We start from the raw sequence: 17,106 nt of genomic DNA, 5'->3' as shown, positions 1-17,106 counted from the left end.
GTCCGGTTCCTGCAAAGCAAAGGGCGGCGGTCCTGGGACCGCCGCCCCTGCCTCAGGCGTCTTCGGCGCGATCAGAACCGGTAGGTCAGGCGCGCCGAATAGGTGGTCGGCGGGCCGTAGAAGGCGCTGATCGAGTTGTTGTAGGTCGCGCCGCCGAAGCTGTAGCCCCCGACCTTATACCGAACGTCTGTGAGATTGCGGCCGAACAGGCCGACCTCCCACTGTTTGCTCGGCGCGATCCAGACCACGCTGGCGTCGGCCAGGACATAGCCGTCCTGGTCCAGGATGGGGTCCGGCGTGTCGAACAGGTGGTAGTCCGAACGATAGGACAGCGACGGAGTCACCCGGATCTCCCCGCCCATAATGTCGCCCCGCCAGGTCATGCCGTAATAGGCCGACCATTCCGGCGAGTTCTGCGGCTCGCGCGTGTCCGAGATATCGACCGGCGTGCCGGTGATCCGGGTGATAAACTCGTCAAACTCGTTCTTCAGATAGCCCAGCGAGAAGTTGGCGGTGATGTCGTCGGTCAGGAAGGCCGAACCTTCCAGCTCGAAGCCGTAGATGGTCGAGGCGCCGGCGTTGTCGACTACCGAGGCGATGCCGACGGCCGGAGCCGTGGCCACCTGCTGGGTCGTGATCTGCTGGTCCTTGTAGTCGGAATAGAAGATCGCCGAGGCGAAGTTCATCCGCCGGTCGAAGGCCGATCCCTTCAGCCCCAGCTCATAGGTGGTGACCGTCTCGGGCTGGTAGCCGTCGACCGTCTGCGGCACCAGGGCGGCGTCGCCCCGCATGTCCCAGCCGCCCGACTTGAAGCCCTGGCTGACCGAGGCGTAGCCGGTGATTTCCTCGCTGAAGTCATACGAGACGCTGGCGCGCGGCGTGAACTTCTCGAAGCTGTCGGACGCGGAATAGTTGGTCCGGGTGGCGAACACCGGGCGGACGGTTCCACCGGTATAGGGGGTGCGGGTCGCGCCCAGGAAGAACTGGCGCAGGACCGAAGCGTCCTTGTCATCCTTGGTGTAGCGACCGCCCAGCGAGACGTGCAGCCGGTCGGTGAGGTCATAGCTGAAGTCGCCGAACACCGAGAAGGACTGGGTGTCCACCGATCCCGCCGCCGCGATAGCCAGACCCAGGTTGCCCGCGATGGTGTCGAAGGCGCCGGACGAGGTGCCGTCCAGATAGAAGACGCCCGCCACGCCCGACCAGCGATCGCCGGTGAACAGGGCCTGGAACTCCTGGGTGAACTGGTCGTCCGAATAGATGGCCGGCACGTCCAGGGTTGGCAGCGGCGTCTGGTCGAAGTCGATGATGGTCTCGGTGTCGCCCGAGCGATAGGCGGTGATCGACTTCAGGGTCAGCAGGTCGTTGACCCGGTATTCGCCAGTCAGAGACACGCCCTCGGTGACCACCTTCTGCTCGCCGGTGATGCCGGCGTAGGTGTCATATTCGTTGGCCGGGGGCGTATAGCCGCCGGTGGTCGAGTTCACCTCGCGGTGGCCGTGACGGGGGCTGGAATCGTCCTCGACCCGGTCCCAGGCCAGACGGAAGAACAGGCTGTCGTTCGGCGTCCATTCGGCGCTGGCGCGATAGGCGGTGACGTCCTTGTCGTACTGGTCCTGACCGGTATTCAGGTTCTCGCCGTAGCCGTCGTGCTGATAGGTGGCGACCGCGCCGCCGATGGCGAAGGTGTCACCCACCGGGACCGATCCGGACAGCAGGAAGTTGCGCTCATTGTACGAGCCCACCTCGGCCCGCGCCGTCAGGCTGGGATCGTCGCCCAGCCGCTTGGTGACGTATTTGATCGCACCGCCGATGGTGTTGCGGCCGTAGAGGGTGCCCTGCGGCCCGCGAAGCACCTCGATCCGCGAGATGTCGAAGATGTCCAGCACCGCGCCCTGGGGACGGGCCACATAGACGTCGTCGATATAGAGGCCGACGCCGGGCTCGAAGCCCCACAGCGGATCCTGCTGGCCCACGCCGCGGATGAAGCTGATCAGGGTCGAGTTGGAGCCTCGCGCGATCTGCACCGTGGCGTTCGGCGTCTGCTGCTGCAGGGCCGTGATATTGGTCGCGCCGGTCTGTTCCAGCCGCTCGGCGCTGAGGGCCGAGACCGCGACCGGCACGTCCTTCAGCTGTTCGTCGCGCCGACGGGCGGTGACGACGATGTCCTCGACCATATTGGCTTGCCCGGCGTTCGCCGCCTGGGCCGCCGCCTCGGCGTCCTGGGCCGTCGAAGCCCCCACCAGCACGCCCCACGCCGCGCCGGCCAGCAGCGCGCACTTCACATGATGTCTCATGATCCTACCCCTTCGGTTGTCGTTTCCAGCCCGATTGACGCTTTTATTCAGCGTTCAATGATTTTCCTGAACCTGACCCGGTTTACGCTGTCTGTCAAACCCTCCCCTTCCCCCGCGTCACAGCGCCGCCGGTTCGATCCCGGGCGTGGCGCCGTTGCACCGGTGCGACCGCCCGCCTAGCCTGCGGATCATGAGCAAGCTCGACGCCTCGCCCGCCGCCGTCCGCCCCATCGCCGCCGCGCGCCGCAAGGCGGCCGCCGGCGCTCTTCCCGGCCAGGTTCCAGCCCGGCGCGGGCGCCCGCCCAAGACCCAGGCCAAGGCGGCGGGCGAGACCCGCGACCTGATCCTGGACGCGGCCGAGGACCTGTTCTCCAAACACGGCTTCTACGGCGTCACCATCCGCGAGGTGGCGCGCGAGGCGGGCGTGGACACCGCACTTGTGCATTATTATTTCGGGGCCAAGCGCGACCTGTTCGACGCCGTCTTCCTGCGCCGGGCCCAGGTCTGGAACGACGACCGCGTCGCCGCCATCGACCGCTACGCCGAGGCCGCCGGCGCCGACATGACCCTGGAAGGCCTGCTCGAGGCCTTCCTGCGTCCCCCGTTCGAATGGTCGCTGAAGGGCGGGCCTGGCTGGAAACACTATGCCGCCCTGGTGGCCCAGACCAACGCCAACCCCACCTTCGGCGGCGAGACCATGGCCCGCTATTTCGACCCGTCCATCCGCCGGCTGATCGAACTGATCGCCGTGGTCCTGCCGGACGCCAGCGAGGTGGATCTCTACTGGGGCTATCACAATCTGTCGGGCGCCCTGACCCTGACCCTGGGCGAGACCGGCCGTCTGGACCGGCTGTCGGGCGGCCTGGCCCGCTCCGGGGATCTGGAGACGGCCGGCGACTATATGGTCCGGTTCGCCGCCGCCGGCTTCCGCGCCGTCGTCGGCCTGTCGCCCCGCTAGCTGAAGAAGACCGCCCACATCAGCCGACCGGGCAGGAAGGTCAGCGCGCCGGCGACGATCAGCCCGCCCACGAACATGCCCGTCATCGCCCGCCGGTGCGCCTGCACCCGATGGCGCCGCGCGGCATGGACCGCCATCGGCAGGCTCACCACCGTCCAGCCGCTGATCAGATGGATGAAGGACAGGCCCGCCGGCCCCCCGGGGTTGATTGTGTGGATGAAGAAGGAGCTGACCGCCGTCGTCCCCATGGCCAGCACCCAGGTCCAGCCCAGCGCCCGGTGCAGCCGCGTCCCCTTGATCCCGGCCAGCAGCACGATCCCGATGGCCAGGGCTGTCAGGGCCGCCGCCACATGGATCTGGATCGCGGTCGGCGCCGCCGCCAGCAGGCTGAAGTCGGGCGCGCGCAGACTGTACCCCAACAAGGCGACCCGGCCCCCATCCGCCGCCAGATAGACGACGATGGGGACGCCCAGCAGGAAGAGGGCGATCAGGGACGGGGCGAAACGGGCGAGACGAAACAAGGGAACCTCCGGCGATGTGTCTCGCCGCTTCTGCGGCCCGGCTCGCCGTCGCGCCTCCCGTTCTGCGCCAACGACCACCTCCCCTTCGCGAACGGACGCCCCTTCCGCAGCGGCGAAAATCATGATTTCAAACAGGGGCCCTTCCTTGAAAGCCGCCATGACGCCTCCCGCCGCCGACAGTCGCCGAACCTTCCTGCGCGGCCTGGTCGTCGCCGTCCTGGTCGGCGTCTTCCTGGCCACCACCGGCGCCTTCGGCAGCGCGAACGCCCCCTATGTTCAGCGCCTGGCCTACTGGGTGCTGCTGATGATCCTGGGCGGGCTTTGGGGCCATTTGTGCAGCCGGGTCGTGACCCGGTTCGTCGACGTGGACGACCGCCCCTGGGTGACGGTCGCGGTGATGACCGCCGTGATCACCGGCCCCCTCAGCGTCATCGTCTGGGCGACGACCGGCCTGTTCTTCGCCCAGAAACTCTATCCGCTGGCGGCCCTGCCCCAGTTGTTCGGCCCGGTCCTGGTCGTCACCCTGGCGGTCACCACCGTCAATGTCTTCCTGGGCCGGGCCCAGCCGGTTCAGACCCACGCCGCCCCTGCTTCTCCCGCAGCGAGCACGCCGCCCCCGGTCCGTTTCCTGGATCGACTGCCGTTGAAACTCAGAGGCGCCATCCTCCTCGCCGTCCAGGCCGAGGATCATTATCTGCGCCTGCACACCGACCGGGGTTCGGACCTGATCCTGATGCGCCTGTCCGACGCGGTCGAGGAGCTGGAGGGGCTGGAGGGCGCCCGCACCCACCGCAGCTGGTGGGTGGCCCGCTCGGCCGTGCGCGGCGTCGATCGCGGCGACGGCCGCGCCACCCTGACCCTGGAGGGCGGTCTCAGTGTCCCCGTCAGCCGCCGCTACGCCCGCACCCTGCGCGAAGCCGACTGGTGGTGAGCAAGACCCGGCGGCACGGACTCAGGGCGCCGGCGCGGTCTTGAGCGCGGCGGCCGCATCGGCGCAGCCGCTCAGGGTGTCGTCGCCGATCTCGACCCGTGCGGTCAGGGGATAGGTGCGGTCGCTCATCCCGTCCGAACATTCGGTGGCGATCAGCACCACGTTCAGCGCCGCCTTCAGATCGGTGGAGGTGGCGTAGGTCGCCATCGTCCCCTGAACCGTCGCCCCGCGATTGGGCGCCCGCTGGGTCGGCTGGTCCATACGGGTATAGACGATGGCGTCGGGCGTGAGCTCGACGCTCCAGAACGGCTCGGTGCCCAGCGCCCGGACCGGCCGGCCCAGGTCGACGCCCCCCAGGGTCGCGGCCGTCTCGGGCAGGGGCGCCGATTCCGGTTTCTTCTCATTGCGGTCGTAGCAGCCGGCCAGGCCGACGAGGACGCCCAGCATCGGCGCAGCCAGAAGGACGGATCGGATCGGACGCATGGACGGGCTCCCCTCGTTCGCGGTGCAGGTGTGAACGCGGGCGGCCTCGGTCAAGGGCGCGGCCTGGGCTAAGGTGTACGAATGTCGATTCGCCCGACCGCATTCGAGTTCTTCGCCGGCGGCGGTCTCGCCGGCCTAGGCCTGTCCGGCCTCGACACCGTCTTCGCCAACGACATGGACCCCGCCAAGGGCCGGGCCTTCGTCGCCAATCATCCCGACATCCGCTTCCATCTCGGCGATGTCTGGTCCCTGACGCCGGCCGACCTGCCGGGCGTCCCCGACCTGGCCTGGGCTTCTTCCCCCTGCCAGGACGTCAGCTTGGCCGGCGCGCGTGGCGGTCTCGAGGCCGGACGCTCCGGCGCCTTCTGGGGCTTCTGGCGACTGATACAGGGGCTGGCGGACCAGGATCGAGCGCCGCGCGTCATCGTGCTGGAAAACGTCATCGGGCTTCTGACTTCAGGGGGAGGACGGGACTTCGCCGCCGTCTGCGCCGCCATGGTCCAGGCCGGCTACCGGGTCGGGGCTCTGGAGATGGATGCGGCCCACTGGCTGCCCCAGTCGCGCCCGCGCCTGTTCGTCGTGGCCATGCGGGATGCGGCCCTCGATGGAGCGCCTGAGACATCCGCTCCATCTGCCCCCTTCCACTCTCCCCGCCTCATCGCCGCCCACGCCCGCCTGCCCCAGGCGGTGCGCGACGCCTGGGCCTGGTGGAGCCTGCCGGTCCCGCCCCGGCGCAACCTTGATCTCTCCGCACTGCTGGAGCCGGACGATGCGGTCGAATGGCTGGACGACGGCGACGCCGTCCTGGCTCTGGCCGCGCCGCTTCACCGCGCGCGGGTCGAGGCCGCCGTCGCCTCGGGCCGCCGCATGGTCGGCGCCGCCTATCGCCGCGTGCGCACCGAAAAGGGCGTGAAAATCCAGCGGCTGGAAATCCGGTTCGACGGCCTCGCGGGCTGTCTGCGCACCCCCGCCGGCGGGTCGTCGCGCCAATATGTCGTGGTCTGCGACGGAGGCCGGGCCCGCGTCCGACGCCTGAGCGGGCGCGAGGCGGCGCGTCTGATGGGCGTGCCCGACGACTATCGCCTGCCGTCCAGCGAGAGCGCGGCCTTGAAACTGATGGGCGACGCCGTGGCGGTTCCGGTCGTGCGCGCCTTGACCGAGGGCCTGCTTCTGCCCGCCCTGACGGCGCACCGCGCGGCGGCCTGATCTCGCGCCAGCGCGCCTAATTCCGGAAAGAAACCCAGGCGATTTCAGCCGCCTGACATCAAAAACCGGCCTTCGACCTCGCACGCCTCAAATCGGGGCTAGGATGGCCCTCGGTCTTTGACAAAAGAATGCATCGGGATGGCGGTTTGGCGGTTTGTCACCCTGTTTTCAGAGCGCCAAACCGCCAAGCATGCAGCCCTCAGCTTAACGCTGGACCCACTGGCCCTGGGCGTTGCGGTACCACTGGCCCGACTGGATGCGCGGCAGCAGCTGGCTTTCGAACATCCGGGCGCCGGCGACATCGGCGCTGGTGCCGGCCTCGGCCGCGCTGCGGGCGTAGGCGGCGCGGCGGCCGGCGTTCATGGCGTCCACGGCGGCGCGCAGGGCGGCGTCGGAAGTGCTGACGCGGAAGCCGACATAGCCGTCGGCCTGTTCGCCGACCGTGCCGGCGGCCTTGGCCTGGTCGACCAGGGCCTTCTGGGCGCTGGTTTGCGCCAGGGCGGCGCCGCCGAACGACACGGCCGCGGCCAGGGCGCCGATGGCGAAGAATTTACGAAGGCTCATATCGGCCTGTCCTTTCAAAAGAAGCGAGGCGATCAGAAGAGGTTCGGGTTCTGCTGGAGCAGTTGCTGCAGCTCCTGATCCAGCCGGACGCGGACGTCAGCGTCCAATTTGGCGTAGATCTGGATCGGCGCAACCTCCAGACGGATGGTCGGGGCGCAGGCCGAGACCGCGACGACGACCGCTCCGAGGCCGACACCGGCCAATTGGCGCTTGTTGATCATGGCGAGAACTCCGGGTCGGTCAGTTTGGATGGGTCCATTAGCACGGCTGCGGGTGAACCGTCGCTGAATGGTTTGGCTTAGGGCGTGGGCGATGCGGCGGGCGCCGGCGGATTGTCGTCCTGGCGGCCCTGGCGGGCGCGGTTGACCGCCACGATGTCGGAAAACAGCTGGTTGGCGTTCAGGGTGGTGTCCAGCGTCAGGTCGATCTGGGTGCCTGAAGGCAGCGGCAGCTCGCGGTTCAGGAACTCCCGGCTGATCAGCTCGGCCAGGGTCAGGCGCAGCTCCTGCCGCTGCGGCGGCTCGTGCCGGCCCCGGATATGGAACAGGACCGAGACCCGCCCCCCGTCCAGGCTGTTCACATCGGCGCTCAGTTGGTCGAAGGCCAGATTCTCCATCGCCTGATAGGCCAGGTCCTCGACCATGTTCGGCGGCACCTCGGCGCCCCCGCCGCCGGCGTTCACATCGGTCAGCACCTCGCGCTGGATCGACAGCCGGCCCGGCTGAACCGCGCCAAGGGTTCCCGCCGTGATCTTCAGCCCCTCTTTCGGATCCATGATGAAGGGCAGACGACCCGAGACCAGGGCGTCCAGCAGGACCTTGTCGGCGAACCCGCTGTCGGCCACCAGATCGCCCAGTTGAACCCGGTCCAGCACCACCACGCCGCTATATGCCTGGGTGGGGTCCAGCGGCACGACGAAGGGTTCGACCGACACGGTCCCGCCCCCGGCCTGGACCGAACCGCCGGCGATGCTGATCCCGGCCCCGTCGATGGCGAAGGTCAGGTCCAGAGCCGTCGCGTTCGCGCCGACATCCAGGCTGTCGATCGTCAGTCTCTGGTTCGGCGCCGTGACCACGGCGGGGCTCAGGCTGGTGAATGCGATCTCGCCCCGCGCGCCCTTGACCGGCCCGGCCGGGCTGACGAAGTCCAGTCCCGGCACGCTCAGCAGGCCGCTTGAGGTCGGCTCGCCGTCCTTGGTCCAGTCGAACCGGCCGTCGAAGCCGATGGAGCCCGTCACCGGCGACTGGACGAAGGCCTCGACCATCGGGCTCAGCATCGACGGCTGCAGCCCGCCCTCGACGAAGGTCACCTCCGGCGCGGCGATATGGATGCCTCCCGCCCCGGTCCGGCCGTCATGGGCCAGGGTCAGCCGCCCCAGGGTGGTCGCCGCCGCCTTGCCGGTCCCCTTCAGGTCGAACCCGCCGCTCCAGCGCTCATTGGCCAGGGTCGCCTGGCCCGAGGCCGCCAGGGTCTCGAACCGTTTGGGCGTGATCGCGTCGACCACCTGGGCTTCGGCCACCGTCGCCGTCAGCCCGACCCCGGCCTTGGTCCCGTCCACCACCACCCGACCCGAGGCCTGTTCGAACCGCATGCCCAGGAAGGGCGCCTGCGCCGATACGCCCTGGAAGCCGCCGGCCACGCGCCAGACGCCGTCCTTGGAGCTCAGCAGCGGCCCGCCCTCGGGGCACAGTTTCCCGGCCACCTGATGGACGTCGTTCTCGTCAAGCTCCAGCCGCTCAACCGTCAGGTCGACGCACTCGGGGGTGACATAGGTCAGCCGCCCGTCGGCCATGGCCAGCAGGCCCCGCGTCCGGGCGTCGATCCCTCGGGCCAGGTCGAAGTCCAGCCGCGCCCGACCGTCCAGCAGGGCCTCAAATCCGGTCTCGGTCAGTCGCCACCTGGACACTGCCACGGCCATCTCCGGGAGGCCCCGCCCCCGCGTCGCCGTCAGGTTCAGCGCCCCGCCGCCCAGCCGTCCCGGCTCGGCCTGATAGGCGGCCTCCCCGGCTTCGGCGACCGTCAGCACTCCGCCGTTAGCCGGGGTCAGGGTCACGGGCCGCGCCAGGCTCACGCGGGTTCCTGCCGACCCCGTCGTGAACCGCACCGAGGGCGCGTTGAGGGCGAAATCCCCCAGCGCCCTTTTCATCTCGGCCAGCTCAGCGATATCGTCCGAGCCGACCGGCCCGAACAGGGGCCAGACCCCGCCCGTCGACCGCAGCGAGCCCTCCGCCGCGATCCGTACCGCATCGTCCTTGACGACATCCAGGCTCAGATCGCCCCGCGCCTGTTTCAGCTCCAGATCGCCGAAACCGATCCGGTCGAAGGTCGCCTGCACCGGCCCCGTGGCCTCAAAGCTCGCATCGCGACCGCCCATCGACAGCCCGCGCGACTGGATGGACAGTCCCTGCGTCCGCGCCTGGCCAGCCTCACCGGACCCCGCCGTCAGCTTAAGCGGCGTCTCCAGGCTCCAGCGCACAGCCTCATCGCGCGCCACTGTCAGCCGCCCGCCCGTCGCCGACCCCTCGACCCGACCGACCTTCAGCCCCGGCCCCTCGATCGCCGCCGCCTTCACGCCCAGATCGGTCGCGCCGTCCAGCCGGAAGGCCTCGATCCACCCTGCCGTCGCGCCGTCGAACCGAACCGCGACCTCGGCGTCGCGCGCCTGAGTCTCGCCCAGGCCCAGCGCGCCCCCGACCAGACGGGCGTCGATCACCGCCCGCCCATCTCCGCGCCGCGTCTTCATATCGGGATAGGGCAGGTCGCCCCTCAGGCTCAGCCGCGCAGCCTCGCCGTTGATTCCGCTGCCTTCGAACCGATCCGCCCCCGCCTCGACTCGCAGGGCGATCCGGTCGCCGGTGGTGATCAGATCGACCGTCGCGCCCAGCCCCTGCGCCTCGATCGCTCCGCTCTTCAGGGCCGCCGCCGGCATCCGCGCGTTCAGCCGCATCAGCTTGCCGTCGTCCACCCGCGCATCGGCCAGGATCTCGACCGGCCCATATTCTGTATCCAGCCGCCCGCGTCCGCCTTCAACGATGACAAGGGGACCGCGCGACTCCGGCCTCGGCGGCCCGCCGGTGAACTGCTCGACCAGAGGGTCCAGCGACCCCAGCGACAGTTTCCCCTTCTTCCAGCTGGCCCGCATCACCGGCCGCACCAGCCGAATTCGGCTGGGCGTAACCCCCAAGCCGGTCTTCGACCACGGCAGGGCCACCGCGTAATCGACCTCGACCCGCTCGACCGTCACATCCGGATTGCTTGGATCGCCGATGCGGATGCGCCCGACGAAGCCGTCCATCTCGATCCGCTCGACCTCGACCTCGCTCTGGATTCCTTGCCGCTCCAGCCAGCCGACCAGAACTTCGCGCGCCGCCGCGCGGCGGTTCAGATAGAGGGCCGCCGCCAACAGGGCCGCGATCAAGAGCGCGGCCAACAAGGCCTGGCCAATGCGCCGCAGCACGCCCCCCTTTCGCCGAACACGACGGGGCCGCTCAGTTGGACTCTCGGGATTTTCGGTCAAACGGAAACGCCGTTTCGATTGAGAACTGATCGCCGGACCACCATCGCCCCCCTCGATGCGAATACAAGCCTCAAGCGTGGCTGAACGCGCCCGAGTACCGCTTGGTTGCAGCCAAGCGGGGCGATAAGAGGGCGAGGCTGCGGATCAATCGCATGAGTCTGCGAGACTTTTTTCCGTATGCCCCCGGTTCTTAACGGTTTGTAACGGTCTGTCTTCCCAAAGTGAGACAGGCAGGGTATAGCCGATGACTTCGCGCTTCGGGGTCTGTTCGGCGCGATCTTTGGCTAAGACGTTTGGCGCCGCTGGCGTCGCAACACGACGGGACCGATGGCTCAGTTCGACCCACGCCGCCAACCGATGCGTCTCGCACCGCATGTCGTCACGGCCGCAGCCGCCATTTCGGTGGCCCTGCTCGCCGGAAGAGTCTACCAACCCGCCCAGGCGGAAGAGGTTCCCGTCCTGTCGTCGGCCCAGATGGCCGCCATGGAAGCCCAGGCCTTTGCGGCCGCCAATGCTCCGGCCGGCATGACCGCCCCGGAAGCCATCCCCGTCCAGATCCGTCGCGGCGAAACCTTCGAGCAGGCCGTGCGCCGCACCGGCGTCGCGCCGGAAGAAGCCAGCGCCGTCGCCGCCACCGTCGCCAACGCCTTCGACCTCGCCGACCTCCGCGCCGGCCTCCGGTTCGAGACCGCCATCGCCAAGCCGCGTGACGGCCGGGGCGACGCTCGCCTCATCGGCCTGACCATGCGCACCGGTCCCGCCAGCCAGCTGACCGTGTCGCGCAGCTTCGACGGCGCCCTGCGCCTGCGCTCGCTCGAGGAAAAGGTCACCCACGAGACCGTCGTCCTGAAGGGCGAAGTCGAGCGGTCCCTGTCCGCCAGCGCCCGCGAACTGGGCGCCACCGCCTCCATCGTCCGTTCGGCCAGCCGCCTGTTCGCGACCAAGTTCGATATGCAACGCGATATCCGCGCGTCGGACGAGTTCACCATGGTCTTCGACCGCGACGTGACCGAAGCCGGTCGCACGGTGGGCGTGGGCGATCTGATGTACGCCGAACTGCGCGGCGTCACCTTCTATCGATTCAAGCCGGCCGGCGCCAAGGAAGCCCAGTTCTTCGACGCCTCGGGCAAGAATCTGCGCTCGGCCATGATGCGCACTCCGCTGCAGAATTTCCGCCGCGTCTCGTCGGGCTTCGGTTTCCGCACCCACCCGATCTCCGGCTATAAGAAAATGCACCAGGGCATCGACTTCGCGGCCGGCACCGGCACGCCGGTCGTCGCCCCCGCCGACGGCGTGGTGGTCGAGGCGCGCCGCTGGGGCGGTTACGGCAACTGGTTGCGCATCCGCCACAACAACGGCCTCGAAAGCGGCTACGGCCACCTCTCGCGCTACGGCTCGGGCATCCGCGCCGGCCAGCGGGTCAGCCAGGGCCAGGTCGTCGCCTATGTCGGCTCGACCGGCGCCTCGACCGGCCCGCACCTGCACTATGAGCTGTGGCGCAGCGGCCAGCGGATCAATCCCGCCGGCGTCCGCACCCAGGAAGGCACCGAACTGTCCGGCGCCGACCTGGCCGCTTTCCGCGCCGAAAAGGCCCGGATCGACCGCGTCATCGCCTCGGGCGGCCAGAAGCGTCCGGCCCTGCAGCAAGCCTCGGCAACGGGTCTCCGCTCCGCCCAAGGTTGACTCAGACAGGCGGCCTTTCGCCGGTTTACGCCGGCGCCAGCAGCACCATCGTCTGGAAAATGACGCCTACGGCCCCGATCACCGCCGCTCCAGCCTGAAGCGCGAGGCCGAAGCCCTGCGTGGCGTCGTCTAATCGTGCGCGCGACCGGATAAGGGCGTTCAGGCCCAGACCGGCCGCGACCGCCAGACAGGCCAGGCTGAAGGTCAGCCCCGCGCCACGCCAGGCCCCCGCGTCATCCCTCGCGACATCCGCGACGCTGGCCAGAAGATACAGGCCGAGAAAATGCGCGGCCCAGACCAGAAGCCCGCCCGTCGCCAGCGCCCAGAACCTCATGTCATTACGCCCGGGAACAGACGCACCAACAGGGTCGTCGCCGCCCCCTGAGCGGCCGTGAAGGCCAGGAACAGAGCGATCAGCTCAAAGGTCGCGGGATGACGGGGCGACGCGAGCCCGAACAGCCAACGCAGCAGGGCGAACGGTCCCATCAGCAGGCTGATGCCCACGAACAGCCCCTGCCAGGCCAGCAGGGCGTAGACGGTCGCGCCCTGGCTGGAGGCGTCGGGACGCAGGCCTGAGTTCCACCAGGCCGAGGCTTCGGCCGCAAAGGCGCCGCCCGCCGCCAGACTTGCAGCCAGCATCAGGACGGCGGCGATCGCCGCGCTGCGGGGCCGGTCCAGCTTCAGCGACGCCTGCGCCGCCCAGCCGCCGACGCCCGCAGCGGCCAGCAGGATCAGCGTCAGGGGCAGCGAACCCAGATCCGGCGGCGACTGCCACAGATCGGGTCGTCGGCTCCACAGGAAGATGTAGGAGAAACAGGCCATGGTCGCGACCATGCCCCCGACGATCAGGGTGATGACCATCGCCCACCAGCCGTGACTGCTGGGGCCTGAGACATAGGTCGGCAACCGCACGCCGGCGCCGACATCCACCGTCGCCGGCCCACTGGGGCGATCCAGTCTCCAGCACCATTTTAGGATGCAATAGATCGCCAGAAGGCCGCTGATGGCGGAGGCGGTATAGGCCTGAATGGTCAGGATCAGGAAGAAGCCGGCGGTGAAGACGGCGCCCCATACGTGCCAGCTTGAGGGCCGGGGCAGGGTTTGCAGATACTGGGGCTCTGCAGTGATCGGACTGGTGACGATGGTCTCGCGTTCGCCGCGCGGCGCCCCCGGCAGGAAATAGCGGCCAGCCTCAACATCGCGCGCCAGATCGGGCTGATCCCACACCGGATACAGGCTCTTGATCACAGGAATGGACCGCAGCGAATAACGGCCGGACGGCAGCCACTCCAACCCCGGGCCATTGAAGACATTGCCCGCGTCCTTCTTCCCGAACGGACGGAAGTTGCGAAGCATGTCGACAGCCCACAGCAGCACGGCCAATCCGAACAGGAAGGAGCCGACCGTCGAAATCATGTTCGGCAGCTCCCAGCCCCGGTCCGGCAGATAGGTGTAGACCCGGCGCGGCATGCCCATCAGCCCGGTCAGGTGCATGGGCAGGAAGGTCACGTTGTGACCGATGAACATCAGCCAGAAGATCCACTTGCCCCACCGCTCGCTCAGCGGCCGGCGGCTGGACATGGGGGTCCAGTAGTAGATGGCGGCGAACAGGGGGAAGACCATGCCGCCGATCAGGACGTAATGCAGGTGGGCGACGATGAAATAGCTGTCGTGGGCCTGCCAGTCGAACGGCACCATGGCGACCATGACGCCTGTCAGCCCGCCCATGACGAAGATGACCAGCCCCCCGACCGCGAACAGACCGGGGGTGTTGAACCGCATCTTGCCCGCCGCCAGGGTGGCGATCCAGGCGAAGACCTGCACGCCCGCGGGCACGCTGACGGCCATTGAGGCCGCGCTGAAATAGTTGATCGAGATCTGCGGCATGCCCGTGGTGAACATGTGGTGCGACCAGACGCCGAAACTGATGAAGCCGGTCGCCAGCATGGCCAGCACCACCAGTCGGTGGCCCACAAGCCGCGTCTGGGCGACGGCGGGAATAATGGTCGACATCGCCCCCGCCGCCGGCAGGAAGATGATGTAGACCTCGGGATGGCCGAAGAACCAGAACAGGTGCTGCCACAGCATGGGATCGCCGCCCTTGGCCGCATCGAAGAAGGGCCAGCCAAGCGCGCGTTCCAACTCCAGCAGCAGGGTCGACAGGATGATCGACGGGAAGGCGATGATGATCATGCAGGCGAAGATCAGCATGGCCCAGGCGAAGATCGGCAGCTTGTCCAGGGTCATGCCCGGCGCCCGGGTCTTCAGAACCCCGACGATGATCTCGATGGCCCCGGCGATGGCCGAGATCTCGATGAAACCGATGCCCAGCAGCCAGAAGTCGGCGTTGATCCCCGGCGAATAGGTGGTCGAGGTCAGGGGCGGATACATGAACCAGCCGCCGTTCGGAGCCAGCCCGAAGAACAGCGAGGCGAAGAAGCACAGCCCCCCGATTAGATAGGCCCAGAAGGCATAGGCGCTAAGCCGCGGAAACGGCAGGTCGCGCGCGCCCAGCATCTGGGGCAGCAGCAGGACGCCCAGCGCCTCGACCGCCGGCACCGCGAACAGGAACATCATCACCGTGCCGTGCATGGTGAAGATCTGGTTGTAGGTCTCCTGCGCCAGGAAGCCCGTCATCGGCAGGGCCAGCTGGGTCCGCATCAGCAGGGCCAGCACCCCCGCCAGCACGAAGAACAGCATGGCCGCCCCGACGTAATAGACGCCGACGTAGTTGTTGTTGATCGCCGTGATCCACTCCCACGGCTTTCGCGGCCCGCACCAAACCTGTTCGAGCTGCTCCAGCTCGTGTTCAGGCCTTTCGTCGCTGGTGGGTAAGCGAGCGTAGACTGCGGGGTCGAACCTCGGGTCGGCGCTCATTTGAGGCTTTCCAGATAAGCCGAGACGGCGCGCAGATCCTGGCCCGTCAGGACCGGGTAGGACGGCATGCGATTGCCGGGCTTCAGCGCCTGGCTATCGGAAATCCAACCTGCCATCGTGCCTTGATTATTGGGCAATATGCCCGCCCCCAGGGTTTGACGCGACCCCACATGGGTCAGGTCCGGCCCAGCCAACCCGTTCGCTTCCGTGCCACGGATCGTATGACAGGCGGTGCAACCCGAGGCGGCGAAGACATTGCGTCCCTGGTCGATCAAGGCGAGCGGGCGCTGGGGCGATGGCACGGCGGCGGCCGGTCGAGCCTGTTTGCTCACCCAGGCCGCATAGTTTTCCGGCGCATGGGCCACGACCACCAAGCCCATCAAGGCGTGCGGTCCGCCGCAATATTCGGCGCACTGGCCTCCATAGGTTCCGGGGGCGTCGGCCTGAAGCCGCATGAAGTTGCGGCGTCCGGGGATCATGTCGGTCTTACCGCCCAGGCGGGGGACCCAGAAGCTGTGGATCACGTCCGCGCTCTCCAACTCGAACACCACGGGGCGACCGGCGGGGATATGCACCTCATTGGCGTCCTGAAGGATCTCGCGTCCCTGGTCATCCAGATAGGCGACGCGCCACCACCACATCTCGCCGGTGACCCGCACCCGCATCTCGCCCGGCTTGGGCGCATCGGCGACCCGCGCCGTCGTGCTCAGGCCGTAGATCAACAGACCCGTCAGCACGACCACCGGAAAGGCCAGACCGGCGATCCAGATCAGACGTTCGCCCCCAACGCGCCGCTTCCATTTTCGCGGCCCGAACAGGGCGACGCCCAGCGCAACCAACACCACGACCATGACCACCGCCGCCATGATGAACAGCACCCAGGCCACGGTCTGGACAGGCCCCGCGAAGGGCCCGGCGGGATCGAGCACGGGCGGCGGCCAGCCGGCGGTTCCGGGAGTCTGTTCAGTCTTCATCGAGCGTATACAGATAGGCCGCGACGTCGCGGGCTTGGTCTCGTGTCAGGGGCATGGGCGGCATGGCCGTTCCGGGGTCTAGCGAGGGCGCGTCGATCAGCCATTGCATCAGGACGTCGGACTGATTGGGCAATCTGCCCGCAATCAGGGGCCGGGCGCCAAAGCCGGAGAGACTCCCGCCCGATCGGCCCTCAGGCCAGGCGACGCCGGGAATTTTATGGCAGGCGGCGCAACCGACATCGCGGATGACCGCAAGGCCTTTCGCGGCGTCCCCCTGGGCCACCGGTCGAGGCAGATCGGCCTTATCGACACAGGCGCTCAGCGCGAGAGCCGACGCTGCCGCCGCCAGCAGGCCAGACGCCCTTTCCCTCGTCTTTGCTATGGCTGTCGTCCGAGAAACCATCCGCTCCCCAAAGCTTCGCCAGACCAATCCACGCCGAATGCGAAGGTTCCCCACTGCGACACGTGGCCTCGCAAAGCCGGACTTCGGAACCTCCGCCATAAGCGGGTGTTCGATGTGCGTGCGCGCATCCGTTTCCGCCCTGCTTGTTCTGGTCTGCCTGACCGCCTGCGATTCCACGCCGGGCGAGACCGACCGCGCCTTCACCGCGAGCGGCGAGATCATCGCCATGAGCGGCGGCGCCGGCGGCGCGGCCAACGCCTGTTTTACCTGTCACGGCCTGGATGGCGGCGGCGACGGCGTGGCCGCGCCCCGCCTGGCGGGGTTGGACGTCGGCTATCTGCAAAAACAGATGGAGAACTACGCCTCGGGCCTTCGCCCCGACGACACCATGACCCGTATCGCCAAGGCCCTGGACGAAAAGGGTCGGCGCGACGTCGTAGCCTACTATGCCGCCATGCCCGCGTCGCGGGCACAGACGTTGGCGAGCCCGGCGCCCGCGATCTACCTCAACGGCGACGCCTCGCGCGGGATCGTGGCCTGCGCCTCGTGCCACGGCGCAGAAGGCCAGGGATCGGGACAGGGCGGCAATCCCCAGATCGCGGGCCAGCCCCTCGCCTATACGCTGGAGCAGATCGAACGCTGGAAATCGGGCAAACGGCGCAATGACCCGCGCGGGGTCATGGCCGCCGCCG

The 17,106-nt window shown here is 68.4% G+C and carries 14 protein-coding genes and 1 pseudogene; 5 read left to right on the top strand and 10 right to left on the bottom strand.

The features are described from left to right. Positions 1 to 71: 71 nt before the first annotated feature. Positions 72 to 2,297: a TonB-dependent receptor gene (locus tag ACW170_RS06920; RefSeq protein ID WP_492088912.1), complete on the bottom strand. Its 2,226-nt coding sequence runs from the start codon at positions 2,295 to 2,297 to the stop codon at positions 72 to 74. A gap of 190 nt (positions 2,298 to 2,487) precedes the next feature. On the opposite strand from ACW170_RS06920, the gene ACW170_RS06915 reads away from it, so the two are divergent. Next, a complete protein-coding gene (locus ACW170_RS06915; RefSeq protein WP_492088911.1) occupies positions 2,488 to 3,255 on the top strand; it encodes a TetR/AcrR family transcriptional regulator in 768 nt (255 codons plus the stop codon). Here ACW170_RS06915 and ACW170_RS06910 read toward each other — a convergent pair. Then, a complete protein-coding gene (locus ACW170_RS06910; RefSeq protein WP_492088910.1) occupies positions 3,252 to 3,776 on the bottom strand; it encodes a DUF2306 domain-containing protein in 525 nt (174 codons plus the stop codon). The genes ACW170_RS06915 and ACW170_RS06910 overlap by 4 nt on opposite strands. 157 nt (positions 3,777 to 3,933) lie before the next feature. Between ACW170_RS06910 and ACW170_RS06905 the strand changes: the two genes are divergently transcribed. Further along, positions 3,934 to 4,707: a LytTR family DNA-binding domain-containing protein gene (locus ACW170_RS06905; RefSeq protein WP_492088909.1), complete on the top strand. Its 774-nt coding sequence runs from the start codon at positions 3,934 to 3,936 to the stop codon at positions 4,705 to 4,707. Positions 4,708 to 4,728: 21 nt separating this feature from the next. On the opposite strand, the gene ACW170_RS06900 is transcribed toward ACW170_RS06905, so the two are convergent. Next, positions 4,729 to 5,190 (bottom strand): COG3650 family protein, encoded by a 462-nt coding sequence (locus ACW170_RS06900; protein ID WP_492088908.1) that lies wholly within the window; start codon positions 5,188 to 5,190, stop codon positions 4,729 to 4,731. Between the two features lie 81 nt (positions 5,191 to 5,271). Here ACW170_RS06900 and ACW170_RS06895 point away from each other — a divergent pair, with 81 nt between their 5' ends. Next, positions 5,272 to 6,396, top strand: a complete 1,125-nt coding sequence (locus tag ACW170_RS06895) for a DNA cytosine methyltransferase (RefSeq protein ID WP_492088907.1) — start codon at positions 5,272 to 5,274, stop codon at positions 6,394 to 6,396. Between the two features lie 204 nt (positions 6,397 to 6,600). Here ACW170_RS06895 and ACW170_RS06890 read toward each other — a convergent pair whose 3' ends face one another. The 3 genes from ACW170_RS06890 to ACW170_RS06880 all read right to left on the bottom strand — a co-directional run bounded on the left by ACW170_RS06890 (position 6,601) and on the right by ACW170_RS06880 (position 10,417). Next, on the bottom strand, positions 6,601 to 6,960 hold the full coding sequence (locus tag ACW170_RS06890) for a DUF1318 domain-containing protein (protein ID WP_492088906.1): 360 nt from the start codon (positions 6,958 to 6,960) through the stop codon (positions 6,601 to 6,603). 32 nt (positions 6,961 to 6,992) lie between these two features. Then, positions 6,993 to 7,181, bottom strand: coding sequence for a YnbE family lipoprotein (locus ACW170_RS06885; protein WP_492042207.1), 189 nt, complete (start codon positions 7,179 to 7,181; stop codon positions 6,993 to 6,995). Positions 7,182 to 7,258: 77 nt separating this feature from the next. Continuing rightward, entirely contained in the window at positions 7,259 to 10,417 is a 3,159-nt protein-coding gene (locus ACW170_RS06880) for an intermembrane phospholipid transport protein YdbH family protein (RefSeq protein ID WP_492088905.1), read from the bottom strand. 387 nt (positions 10,418 to 10,804) lie between these two features. On the opposite strand from ACW170_RS06880, the gene ACW170_RS06875 reads away from it, so the two are divergent. Beyond that, entirely contained in the window at positions 10,805 to 12,160 is a 1,356-nt protein-coding gene (locus ACW170_RS06875) for a M23 family metallopeptidase (RefSeq protein ID WP_492088904.1), read from the top strand. Positions 12,161 to 12,185: 25 nt separating this feature from the next. Here the strand turns inward: ACW170_RS06875 and ACW170_RS06870 are convergent, their stop codons facing one another. From ACW170_RS06870 to ACW170_RS06855, 4 genes are read right to left on the bottom strand one after another with little or no spacing between them, the layout of a single operon-like run. Then, positions 12,186 to 12,494, bottom strand: a complete 309-nt coding sequence (locus tag ACW170_RS06870; protein ID WP_492088903.1) for a hypothetical protein — start codon at positions 12,492 to 12,494, stop codon at positions 12,186 to 12,188. Next, complete coding sequence (locus ACW170_RS06865) at positions 12,491 to 15,037, bottom strand: cbb3-type cytochrome c oxidase subunit I (protein WP_492088902.1); 2,547 nt, start codon at positions 15,035 to 15,037, stop codon at positions 12,491 to 12,493. The genes ACW170_RS06870 and ACW170_RS06865 overlap by 4 nt, the downstream gene beginning before the upstream one ends. Next, complete coding sequence (coxB, locus tag ACW170_RS06860; protein ID WP_492088901.1) at positions 15,034 to 16,011, bottom strand: cytochrome c oxidase subunit II; 978 nt, start codon at positions 16,009 to 16,011, stop codon at positions 15,034 to 15,036. Before coxB ends, ACW170_RS06865 begins: the two co-directional genes overlap by 4 nt. Beyond that, on the bottom strand, positions 16,001 to 16,414 hold the full coding sequence (locus ACW170_RS06855) for a c-type cytochrome (protein WP_492088900.1): 414 nt from the start codon (positions 16,412 to 16,414) through the stop codon (positions 16,001 to 16,003). Before ACW170_RS06855 ends, coxB begins: the two co-directional genes overlap by 11 nt. Here ACW170_RS06855 and ACW170_RS06850 point away from each other — a divergent pair. After that, a pseudogene (locus ACW170_RS06850) lies at positions 16,392 to 17,093 on the top strand (c-type cytochrome); the annotation flags it as partial. The gene ACW170_RS06855 and the pseudogene ACW170_RS06850 sit on opposite strands and share 23 nt — an antisense overlap. Positions 17,094 to 17,106 lie beyond the last annotated feature (13 nt).

Source organism: Brevundimonas sp. FV2ps16, assembly GCF_058681075.1.
This window is presented reverse-complemented; position numbering and strand designations above follow the sequence as displayed.

What these genes read in the sequence shown, in the direction of transcription:
- ACW170_RS06920 (WP_492088912.1), bottom strand. Translation starts at nt 2,297, where the DNA reads ATGAGACATCATGTGAAGTGCGCGCTGCTGGCCGGCGCGGCGTGGGGC.
- ACW170_RS06915 (WP_492088911.1), top strand. Translation starts at nt 2,488, where the DNA reads ATGAGCAAGCTCGACGCCTCGCCCGCCGCCGTCCGCCCCATCGCCGCC.
- ACW170_RS06905 (WP_492088909.1), top strand. Translation starts at nt 3,934, where the DNA reads ATGACGCCTCCCGCCGCCGACAGTCGCCGAACCTTCCTGCGCGGCCTG.
- ACW170_RS06900 (WP_492088908.1), bottom strand. Translation starts at nt 5,190, where the DNA reads ATGCGTCCGATCCGATCCGTCCTTCTGGCTGCGCCGATGCTGGGCGTC.
- ACW170_RS06895 (WP_492088907.1), top strand. Translation starts at nt 5,272, where the DNA reads ATGTCGATTCGCCCGACCGCATTCGAGTTCTTCGCCGGCGGCGGTCTC.
- ACW170_RS06890 (WP_492088906.1), bottom strand. Translation starts at nt 6,960, where the DNA reads ATGAGCCTTCGTAAATTCTTCGCCATCGGCGCCCTGGCCGCGGCCGTG.
- ACW170_RS06885 (WP_492042207.1), bottom strand. Translation starts at nt 7,181, where the DNA reads ATGATCAACAAGCGCCAATTGGCCGGTGTCGGCCTCGGAGCGGTCGTC.
- ACW170_RS06875 (WP_492088904.1), top strand. Translation starts at nt 10,805, where the DNA reads ATGGCTCAGTTCGACCCACGCCGCCAACCGATGCGTCTCGCACCGCAT.
- ACW170_RS06870 (WP_492088903.1), bottom strand. Translation starts at nt 12,494, where the DNA reads ATGAGGTTCTGGGCGCTGGCGACGGGCGGGCTTCTGGTCTGGGCCGCG.
- ACW170_RS06865 (WP_492088902.1), bottom strand. Translation starts at nt 15,037, where the DNA reads ATGAGCGCCGACCCGAGGTTCGACCCCGCAGTCTACGCTCGCTTACCC.
- coxB (WP_492088901.1), bottom strand. Translation starts at nt 16,011, where the DNA reads ATGAAGACTGAACAGACTCCCGGAACCGCCGGCTGGCCGCCGCCCGTG.
- ACW170_RS06855 (WP_492088900.1), bottom strand. Translation starts at nt 16,414, where the DNA reads ATGGTTTCTCGGACGACAGCCATAGCAAAGACGAGGGAAAGGGCGTCT.